Below are 10,231 nucleotides of genomic sequence, written 5' to 3' on the forward strand. Positions count from 1 at the left end.
TGCGACATTTTATGTTTAAATTTATGTTTCTCCCAAAATTCCTCCAGTTCTTCTTTCAATACTTTAGTATTTTTGAATTATTTTATTGACATTAAGTCTTTTCTTGTCACTTTCCAACAGTATTCTGTTTGGTTTCTATCTGGAGTAGCTTGAGGAAAATACATTATTTTCAACCACTGTTTGTTTTTTTGAAAGAATTCCTGTGCCTTTTTTGATCTATGCCATGGAGCTCTGTCCAGTGAAGAATTATCCTTGATTTAAAGTCTCTATTAAATTTGAGTAATGATTTTAAGAAAAAATCTGTATTCTGTTTAGTTCCCAAATCATACCAAAAAAGTCGTTATTTTCAGTTTAGAAACCTCCAACATGGATTTTGGCTTTCGAACCACCTGTATATTTAATTGGTTTTGAGCTTTTAATTGCCCAACATTTTGATCTATTTGAATCCACACAAAAACTGCTCTCATCCTGGTTACGAATAGGTGATTAGGATTTAGTAATCTTTTTTTGAACTTCTTTTTTTGAACTTCGGCTAGAAATTTGGAATTAAGTACTTCATTGCGTCTTTTTAATCTGGGTCGACATGTTATTTTACTCAATCCCAAATTTTTAATAATTTGTCGCTTTCTTGATTTGGAATAAGATATGACAAAATTCTCTTTAACAAATTGAAGCGCATCTTTTGTTTGCCAACCACGAGAATAGCCATCATCTGTTGGTATTGGTTCGGAAAATGCAGTTCTCAAATCAGAAACTTGTTCTGCTGTTAAAAAAACTTTGCTCCTCGACCAGGTTTGCATTTAAGGCTGAACAAGCCTTCATTTTCAGCTCGTTTTCGTTTTATCCAACGATAAACCGTTGAACCATGGACTAATAGATCTTCTGCAACTTTAGCTATACTCAAACCATTTTTAACCAATAATAAAGCTTGAAGTCTAATTTTCTCATTTTTATTGCAGGAACTACTTACAGCTGTGGCAATATCATAAGTGGTAAACATTTCCAAGCTCATATATAAAACAATATAATGATATCTAATAGAATAATGTTGCAATAAATTCAGATCTGACTATACATAGATCTGACTATACATATCACTAATAAGTGATAACCCAGAAACTGAAGTTTCTCGAAATTCTCGTAAAGCGTAGAGAGTTTTAATATCTTCTGAGCCATCGAAGTTTATTACTCTCTTTCACATTCGGTGACTGAAGTCAATAGAAACCCAGAAAATAAAATCCCATGTTTTTAACATTACCAGGACTTACTCACTTGGAGTACAAAATCAACAGCAGTAAACTCATAACTTTCTAAAATTTAATTTTTGATTATGACGTTTACTGTATTTGATTTTACATCATAAGTGCATGAGTCCTAGTTACATACTTTTTACCTTATATTTAACAGGTACCCATCCAATTTAAACAGAATAGTACTTACCGTTCTGGTCCTATCAGATACTATTGATATATAATACAGTCTTTATACTAACAAATATCTCCTTCAGTTATATGAAGACATTGAAATAATAAGCTTTTTAATTTTTTCTTTTAAGTTTTTATAAAAGTACTGTATTTTTGCTATAATATGATTGGAATTGTGGACAGGATAATAAGATTCCCTAGAAAATGCAGTTGTTTATAGGGAAAAACTACAGAATTTTCACTCTCTACATTACAACATGCCAACATTTTTAATCTTCAAAATCCTATAAAATCCAATGAAAGAGAATTCGGAGGAACGAGAAATGAAAGCATTTTACAGGGAAACCTTTTCGATTTGTCTTTTCCTAGTAGTCATGCTCATGATTGTAGGAACAGCAGCAGCTAACCAATCCTGGATATGATTCTAAAATATCCGCAGTATTCATACGGGTATGATGGAAGATATAAAGATGTTGACAACAGGCCGACAAATGGGAGTATTGGGGGTGGTATTTATTATTAACAGTTTGGGAAGTTAAAGGAGAATATTTTTTTTGTGTGAGAAGTAGATCGGTCGACCTGCCGGAGTTACATAAAGTTAAAAGTATAAAAAACATTGATAATTTTTATTCAGTACCTATTTTACTGATTGTTTTATATCTAATAATATGGCTGGCTATCGGTCATAAAGCCCGTATTCCTATGGATGTGAATAGGCAAGTTAAAAATCGATTTTCACAAATAATAAAGAATAACAGGGGCATTACAAACTTCTTTTTAAAGTAAAAGGTTGCTGTCCTTTCTTGTAGCTGTGACCCTTGGAGTCTCGGAAAGTATGCTGTAGCTCTTTTCCATGAGTATTGCCTGAAATTCTTTCATGAACATCTTCAAAATTTTGAGCTTGAATTATTGGATCACGCTTATTATGGAAAGTATTCATATAATGGCTGCATTAGAGTCGCTTGAATTAAAAAATTAACCTATCATAAGGCTTTATATGGTCGTTGAGAAAATGGCTATAACGAGCTTAGAATGGCTTTTCATTTCAGGTATTTTTTAGAGGGCTCAGAGAAAAAAGGAAGTTAAAACTTATTTTTAGTGGCCAAAAAATAAGCTTTAAATAGTTTATATTACCCAAAAGCTCTAAATACTATTGTTTATTTGGCTTTTGAGTAATCTGAGCCATACAATGCTTAGAGTTCCCACAAAAAATACAATTAGCAAATCATCACCATGCAGCAGTGAGAACCGGAACAGACCTCTTAAAGCCGGGACATACAGGACCAGAAGTAAACCTGAAAGCGCTCCTACCAACACATACCTCAAAGCTTTGTTTTCGGAAGATAATGTTTTGATAAGGCTCTGCGACCAGGAAAGGTTTGCCACGATTAAAGTAAGGTTTGCGATTACGAGTGTTGCAAAGGTAAGTGTGCGTGCATCCACTTCGCCCTTGCCCATATATAAGGCATACAGGAAAACAGCAATCACTCCTGCAAGCATGCTTATTCCCTGTACCAAGCTGAGGGCCAGGTTTTTTCTTCCAAACATTCTTTCCTGCAAATTTCGAGGCGATCTGTTCATTATATTTTTCTCTTCAGGTTCAGCCTCAAAGACTGTTGAACAGGCGGGGTCAATTATCAATTCAAGAAATGCTATGTGCGCAGGCAAAAGGACAAGGGGCAAATTAAATAATATCGGGAAGAGGGCGAGTCCTGCAATGGGCATGTGGACTGAAAATATGTAACCTATTGCCTTCTTGAGATTATCGAAAATCCGCCTTCCAAGCCTGACGGCTGCAACTATGGAAAAGAAATCATCGTTCAGAAGGACAATCGATGCGGACTCACGAGCTACATCCGTGCCTCTTTCTCCCATTGCGATTCCAATATGGGCTGATTTCAAGGCAGGAGCATCGTTAACCCCATCTCCCGTCATTGCAACAACTTCCCCATTTTGTTTTAGAGCATTTACAATTATCAGTTTTTGTTCTGGCACAACCCTGGCGAAGATATTTGTTACTTTTATCTTCTTAGCAAGCTCGTTTTGATCCATACTTGCCAGTTCAGGGCCTGTAATGTATTTCTCTGGATCCTTTAAGCCTATCTGCCTGGCTATATGTTGAGCTGTACCAGGATAATCTCCAGTAATCATAATGACTCTTATTCCGGCCTTATAACACTCCGTTATTGATTGGGCAACAGATGGCCGGACAGGATCGACAAATCCAAGCAATCCTATAAATTCAAACTCGAAATCATGCTGCTTATCAGGCAGCGAGTCATCCTGAAAACTGGCTTTAGCCACACCCAGAAGCCTCAAACCTTTGTTTGCCATTTCCTGAACATGAGCCAATAACTCTTCTTTTTCGGCTTCACTCAGATGACACAGGTCAAAAATTGCTTCGGGTGCACCTTTTGTAGCAATAACGTACTTTCCGGAACCTGGAGATTTCCATACATTTGAAAGTGCAAGCAGGTTTTTTGAGAGAGGGTACTCCCTGACATTTTTCCATTCTTCATGGATATGTTCAGTATCCGAAAGGAATTTTTCGGTGTTTCTTTTTATCTCCTTCTCAAGAGGATCAAAAGGATCCTGCTGGCTTGCCAGGTATCCGAATTCAAGCAATTCATGGAACTTCTCAAGCAGGCACTTGTTTTTCTCTAGTTCGCAATACTCGCCTTTCGAATATAAAGAGCTCAGAATCATCCGGTTCATGGTTAAAGTCCCTGTCTTATCCACGCACAGCACGGTTGAAGCCCCGAGCGTCTCAATTGCAGGCATCCGCCGTACGAGAACGTTTCTTTTGGACAGGCGCCAGGCTCCCATACTCAGGAATATCAATAAAACTACTGAGAACTCTTCGGGGAGAAGGGCCATGCTCAAACTCAGTCCTGCAAGCAAGCCGTGCAGCCAATCTGCTCTGGTCAAGCCATAGACTACAACTACAATGGCGCAGAGTATTCCTCCGAAAACAGCAAAAGTCTTTATAATTTGGGTAGTCTCTTTCTTGAGTAGAGAGTCTTCTTCAGCGATCGTCCCCAGAGCTTTTCCGATTTTTCCCATTTCAGTATGTATTCCGGTTTCGTTTATTTGGGCTACTCCATGACCCTGAATTACCAGGGTTCCTGAATATACAAATGGAAGATCATCTCCTCCCGGTTGCTCAGGTTTCAAGGAATGAGTTAAGCTAGTAGATTCGCATTTTCTAACCGCAAGGGATTCGCCTGTGAGCAAGGATTCGTCTACCAGAAGATTTGTACAGGAAAGCACAGCCCCATCTGCTGGGATGCGGTCTCCTTCTCTTAAAATTATAATATCTCCTTTAACGACTTCTCGTCCTGGAATTCTTTTCTGTTCCCCGTTTCTTATCACAAGAGCTCTTGGACTTGAGAGATTTTTTAAAGCTTCCAGTGCTCTTTCGGTCTTTATTTCCTGGTTAAATGTTATACCTACGACCACAAAAACGAAAACTAGCAGTATTAAAGCGTCTCTTACTTCCCCAAGGAACAGATAAATCGTACCTGCGACTAAAAGGAGAAGCAACATAGGTTCTTTAAGGACATTCAGAAAGATAGAAAAAAGGCTTTGTTTCTTTTGGGACGGCAGTTCGTTATATCCTTCATTCTTAAGTATTTCAGCGGCCTCTTTTTCTGAAAGTCCAGTTATATTTTCTGGCTCGAATATTGTTTCCATATTTTTTCATACCTGTTGTAATATCCCTTCTGTTCACGGTTTCTTATGGTTTAGAAATTCTTACCTGAAAAAGTTGACTTTTTTTAAATATTTGCAAAATTCCAAAAGTAAAGATATCTCAATTATATTATATAAGGCTATCCAGAAACTAATATTATGCTTAGAATAAGTTTAATATTATATATTTTCAAAGATTTTTAAAAAATTAAAGTATTTGTGGTTTAATCCAATCACGCCACTATGCCTTCTCCTTTGCTTTTTTGAGAAACGCCCTAAATTGTTTTGAAACTATTACGTTACAATTCTTTCGTTTGGAAATAGTTTCTTACGTAGCCAATTTATAACAGATTATTGCTTATTTTATTCAAAATGGAAAGTAAACCTGAGTGTACCAAATGAAGGGGAGGATAATGAAAGAAGTAACTAGAAATTCTGGCATTGATGCTATTGGGAATGTTAACTGGGGAACACACTTTTGCCAGTTCTACAATACGAAGCAGGATTTGGTAGATATAATTATTCCATATTTTAAAGCAGGGTTAGAAAATAACGAATTTTGCATATGGGTTGCATCAAATCCTCTGGAAGCAAAAAAATCTTTTAAAAAATTTGTTCCTGATCCCGATACTTACCTGGAGAAAAAGCAAATAGAAATTATTCATTATGATGATTGGTACTTGAAAAGAGGATTTTTTGATACACAAATGATCTTAAACGGCCTGGTTGAAAAACTTAACAAGGCTCTAGCCAACAGTTATGAAGGGTTGAGATTATTTGAAGGTATTTTTTCGCTGGAAGAGGAATATCGAGATGATTTCGCTGAATATGAAAGAGAAATGAACCGAATAATGGGCAACAATCCGATGCTGGTTCTCTGTACCTATTCCCTCAGCAAGTATAATGTAGCTGAAATCTTCAACATTATTGAAAACCATCAATTTGCTCTGATCAAAAGGGAAGGGAAATGGGAGAAAATAAAAAGGTCAAAATGAAAAAATATTGCCAAGTGCAAGCCGAATGAAATCTCTGCGAGGCAATAGTTGAACGGTCTTCATCAAGACAATCATCCCATATTATTTAGTTAATACTATTTCCAGAAAGTACTTAGCGTCGTTTCTTGTCTTTTTACTCATTGCATTGAGATTCTTTACTATTTTCCTTGAACCTACTCCTGTCGACACAGGTTCTCACTTTCAAGAACGCTGTACTTTCGGCTAATAGGAGATATTTTATTATTTCCGAGATTCAAATTTTGTATAGTTCTTCATTAAGCCTCATATATCCTCAGTTTCTGGCGGTAAAACCGTTTGTAACCTTACCGCTTCTCGCCAGCGCCGCCATAGAACTGCCAGTCCGATAATACCAATTACACCATCGCTAATAAGTACGCCTAACCCCAGGTTAAAGACAGTAGTAAGAACCAGGGCCATCCCATCCCACATTGCGTGCAGGATGGAAACTAGCAGGTAAGCCTCAATTACTTGCAGGTTAATGCGGAAGTGCCCATTTCTGCTTTCACGAAACAGCACGCTGCCTAAAATTGCTGTCCAGGTCCCGTGCCCCAGCGGGGAAAGTAGACCTCGGATCAAGGTCACTGCCACTGCTAATGAAAGGCTTCCATGGCTTTTCAGGAAGACGGTAAAGGCGTAACCGTTACTTTCAAGGGCAGCAAATCCCATTCCAGCTGCCGCACCAAGAACCAACCCATCCATTTCCGAGTCATGCCGTTTATGGCGTGCAATCACCAGCACCCCCAGTATTTTGGCAAACTCTTCAATGAATCCGATTTTTAAATTCGCCCCAAGATTCAGCTGACTGACAAAAAATGGCTCTAGAAAGGCAGCAGCAATGACACCGAGCAGCCCGCCATATATAAAAGTCAGGGAGACTGTTGGCATTGTCAGACGGCTCAGGTGCCTGCGCTCGTATATGAAAGCCACATAAGCAACAGGGACCATAAAGCTGCCGACCATTGCCAGGGTGGGAAACAGGTTTGAGTTCTTCGTCACCAGCAAGGCCACCAGCAAGAGAATGTAGAAGACTGCTGCTGTGGTTAGAACCTTTAGCCAGCCATTCCGTCTGACCACCTGCGCAGGCGGCTGAATTTCCGTCGCGCTGTCCATAATCTCCTCCTATCTAATCCGTTAATCTAATTCTTCTAAGTCCAGATCCTGGTCTGTCACCAAGGTCTGTTATCACAGGCTAATTGGGCTCCTGAAAGTAACCTGTAACGATAATAGTCAAAGTGCCGCTGTAAAAGCCAAATTGCTTACTTGACCCAGCAATCTGTTTCCTGCTCGTCCCCCGTAGCCTGTGCCCCAAAACATCCTTTTCCCATGCTATAAGATACTCTTCAGGTGGAGCTTTGAATGCTATACCTCCGATAGCCTTACCCAGCAAATTTTATTAAAATTGTGAAGAGGAGTGATCCAGAGCAGTAAAGTATGGTCATACCCTGGAAAGATGACTGGCTTAATGGTAATGAAGAGATCTTCTCTCTGTCAGGGTAATGCCTTAATCGCCGAATTTGTGATTTCCAGAAGCTCGCTAAAGAGGCCAGTCCCTGGGAGAGTGAGAAGATTTCTAAAGATAAGGATTGAGAAAGCTTCACAGGCATTATTTTGAGATCCAGGTTTAATAGATCCAGTTTTAATTTATGAGTTAATAATTTTTCCTGGCAAACGTGATTTCAATTTCGTTAAAGTTTCTGTTCCGCGTCTACGTAATTCTTTGAGATTTCCCTGGTATACGAAAGCTGCCGGCACTAACAGTAAAGGAATAGTTGCTGCAGCTTTAGCTCCTTCTGAAACAGGCAACGTAGCTAAAAAGCTTGCTCCGGTAAAACCATAAATAGGAACTATAGGAAATAGCATAGCTAAACCGAATGCTCTTCTGAAATGGATGCCTAATTTTGCAGCCAGAAAACCATTAGACCCTATGACCAAACCAATGCCAATACTTGGTCCTATAGTCCGAAACGGATTATATGATGGCCCGATATATAGTCCAAAATCAATACCAAAAAAGGAAACAAGTCCATTGAATTGATTCCTTTCCTGATTGGAGTTTCCTCCAAGCCCTGATACAACTATGCCTATATCTAATTGTAGAGGTCCTCTTTCTACTCCCCTTCCATCCATTATATTATTACTTTCCTTAAAGATAATAAGATTTACCTATCTTCTGATTTCTTCAAAAAAAGTATGACCCTTTATTTTGATTATGGAGTTTGCATACGCACCACTCTAACAGTTTTTTTATTCGGCAAGTCGCTCACAATTTCATATTCAAATCCCAGGGCGCCTAAATCTGTGACAAACCATTTTGGAATATGACTACAAATAATATCCAGTCTGTTAAATTCTCCATTTTTCAGATATGGAATCAGAATTTTCTTTGAAGTCAACTCTGGATTTTTAAACATGACGTCTTCTATATTAATCGAAAAATTGCCTTTACTTTCCCCATGTTCCAGAAATTGCATGATGTCAAATTTAGGCGGTTCTTTCTGGCGCTCCTCAATTGCCTCAAGCATTTCTTTTTTGATTGAATCAAGAAGATTCAGCACGTTACCTTCCACAAGAAATATATCAAAACCCCCTGCTTGAAAAGTCCCGGATGCTATCCCTGGGATTTCACTTGCAACAATTACTTTAACGTCGCCAAGCTGCTTTATTGTATCCGCTACAGCCGTGCGTACTGCGGCCATACCTCTCGCATTGTAAACTTTATTTTCAAAACGGATCAGGACTTTCCATTCCCCACCATCTTCCTCATATATTGCAATGAATCCTGGCTCAAATATCGAACTCGCTTTCTGGTTTTCGTTCTCCACAACTGCGATTTTCAAGGCGCGTCCTCCTATCGTATTGAAATTTATGATATTTCTGGATGCGATTAAAACAATTGCTTAGCATTGGATTATTAATCGATTTGCATATAGGTTCTGCTGGATTCATTCAGCAACCTGCAATATATCGTTTGTGGACGCGCTTTTAGTCCATTCTATCAGGTGAACAACAGCAGTTTTATATTTTCCGGAACGCGCCGGCCGCCTGTTTTAGAGAAATAATAAACTAACAGATTCCCGGAAAGAAGACCGGCGCTTGCAAGCAAAGAAAGCCAGACCAGATTAACTCCGCAAAAAGATATTGCAGCCAGGAATGGAAAGCTGCATAAAACTAGAAATGACACGCAAAGATCAAAGCTGTTTTTGAAATCTTTATAATGAATTTTTAGGTTAAGAAATCGACTATAATTTTCCAAATAGACTAAAAGAAGAATCGGACCTAGAAGAAGAATCGGACTTATTTCGGTCTTCATTTGCCAGAAGCGCCAGGCATATTCCTATGGAAGCAAAAAAGCCACATATATCAGAAACATCAGAAGCATAATAGAAGCAAAGGGATGATCGTCGAGTGAAAAAGTATCTAGCAAGTAAATGAAACCGATTATGGTCACATAAATACTGATCACTTTAGCTACTTTAACATATTTTTTGCTGATTTTCTCTGTTCTTCGGGCAAGGACTGGATGAATAGTGCAGAAGCTGGCGCTACAAGTGCGAGAAGAAAAAGAAGGAATTCTACTGGAACATGCAGGTTTAATATTGGGGTCAATGTCGCCCAGCCTCCTGAATACAGGGGAAAAACCAGCATTCCTTATGCATAAAGGCTTAAAATCAATGTAAAAATAGCAATAAAGAGAGGAAGTTCCAGAAACCATTTATTGGACTTCTTCTGGTTTTGGGTGACAAAAAAGAGTGGCCCGAAAAGCGAAATTAGTGGCAGAAGGAAAAGAGTCAAAAATATGCCAAAATATGCCGGTTCAGAGCCATTGCTTAGGACAGCTAATGTAAAATGCCACCCAAACAAAAAAATAACCAGCAGAAATACAGAGCAGGGCTATGTTATATACCATGTTTAAGAAAATGGATTTGAATATATATAAGTTTCTAAATGTTAAAAAAGTAATAAAAGGATGCTCAGAACTTAAAACCTGTAAGTTCGATATCTATATAAAGTTTGGAAAGATATATCAGTAAATCTGTCTCATCTCAAAATTCAATTTCGCGCGTTTTCTCATTTTTCAAACTTAGAGCCTATCCGAAAAGT

The 10,231-nt window shown here is 38.4% G+C and carries 6 protein-coding genes and 1 pseudogene; 2 read left to right on the forward strand and 5 right to left on the reverse strand.

Features of this window, described 5'->3' with window-relative positions:
• Together BP621_RS16355 and BP621_RS16360 are read right to left on the reverse strand one after the other, a co-directional pair.
• A pseudogene (locus BP621_RS16355) lies at window positions 1-1,012 on the reverse strand (IS630 family transposase); the annotation flags it as partial.
• A 1,555-nt stretch (window positions 1,013-2,567) separates the two neighbouring features.
• Window positions 2,568-5,117, reverse strand: a complete 2,550-nt coding sequence (locus BP621_RS16360) for a cation-translocating P-type ATPase (RefSeq protein ID WP_292391759.1) — start codon at window positions 5,115-5,117, stop codon at window positions 2,568-2,570.
• A gap of 395 nt (window positions 5,118-5,512) precedes the next feature.
• On the opposite strand from BP621_RS16360, the gene BP621_RS16365 reads away from it, so the two are divergent.
• A complete protein-coding gene (locus BP621_RS16365) occupies window positions 5,513-6,109 on the forward strand; it encodes an MEDS domain-containing protein (protein ID WP_292391768.1) in 597 nt (198 codons plus the stop codon).
• 282 nt (window positions 6,110-6,391) lie between these two features.
• Here the strand turns inward: BP621_RS16365 and BP621_RS16370 are convergent, their stop codons facing one another.
• The 3 genes from BP621_RS16370 to anfO all read right to left on the reverse strand — a co-directional run bounded on the left by BP621_RS16370 (window position 6,392) and on the right by anfO (window position 8,967).
• A complete protein-coding gene (locus tag BP621_RS16370) occupies window positions 6,392-7,240 on the reverse strand; it encodes a PrsW family intramembrane metalloprotease (RefSeq protein WP_292391760.1) in 849 nt (282 codons plus the stop codon).
• A gap of 531 nt (window positions 7,241-7,771) precedes the next feature.
• Window positions 7,772-8,257, reverse strand: a complete 486-nt coding sequence (locus BP621_RS16375) for a hypothetical protein (RefSeq protein ID WP_292391762.1) — start codon at window positions 8,255-8,257, stop codon at window positions 7,772-7,774.
• Window positions 8,258-8,337: 80 nt separating this feature from the next.
• Window positions 8,338-8,967: a Fe-only nitrogenase accessory protein AnfO gene (gene anfO / locus BP621_RS16380; protein WP_292391764.1), complete on the reverse strand. Its 630-nt coding sequence runs from the start codon at window positions 8,965-8,967 to the stop codon at window positions 8,338-8,340.
• Between the two features lie 683 nt (window positions 8,968-9,650).
• Between anfO and BP621_RS16385 the strand changes: the two genes are divergently transcribed.
• The gene (locus BP621_RS16385) at window positions 9,651-9,788 is read left to right on the forward strand and encodes a hypothetical protein (RefSeq protein WP_292391766.1); all 138 of its coding nucleotides are present in this window, start codon (window positions 9,651-9,653) and stop codon (window positions 9,786-9,788) included.
• The last annotated feature ends 443 nt before the right edge of the window (window positions 9,789-10,231 follow it).

The organism is Methanosarcina sp. UBA5 (assembly GCF_002505485.1).
GTDB lineage: Archaea > Halobacteriota > Methanosarcinia > Methanosarcinales > Methanosarcinaceae > Methanosarcina.

Coding starts and splice junctions, on each gene's coding strand:
- BP621_RS16365 (WP_292391768.1), top strand. CDS start 5,513: ATGAAGGGGAGGATAATGAAAGAAGTAACTAGAAATTCTGGCATTGAT.
- BP621_RS16385 (WP_292391766.1), top strand. CDS start 9,651: ATGAATAGTGCAGAAGCTGGCGCTACAAGTGCGAGAAGAAAAAGAAGG.
- BP621_RS16360 (WP_292391759.1), bottom strand. CDS start 5,117: ATGGAAACAATATTCGAGCCAGAAAATATAACTGGACTTTCAGAAAAA.
- BP621_RS16370 (WP_292391760.1), bottom strand. CDS start 7,240: ATGGACAGCGCGACGGAAATTCAGCCGCCTGCGCAGGTGGTCAGACGG.
- BP621_RS16375 (WP_292391762.1), bottom strand. CDS start 8,257: ATGGATGGAAGGGGAGTAGAAAGAGGACCTCTACAATTAGATATAGGC.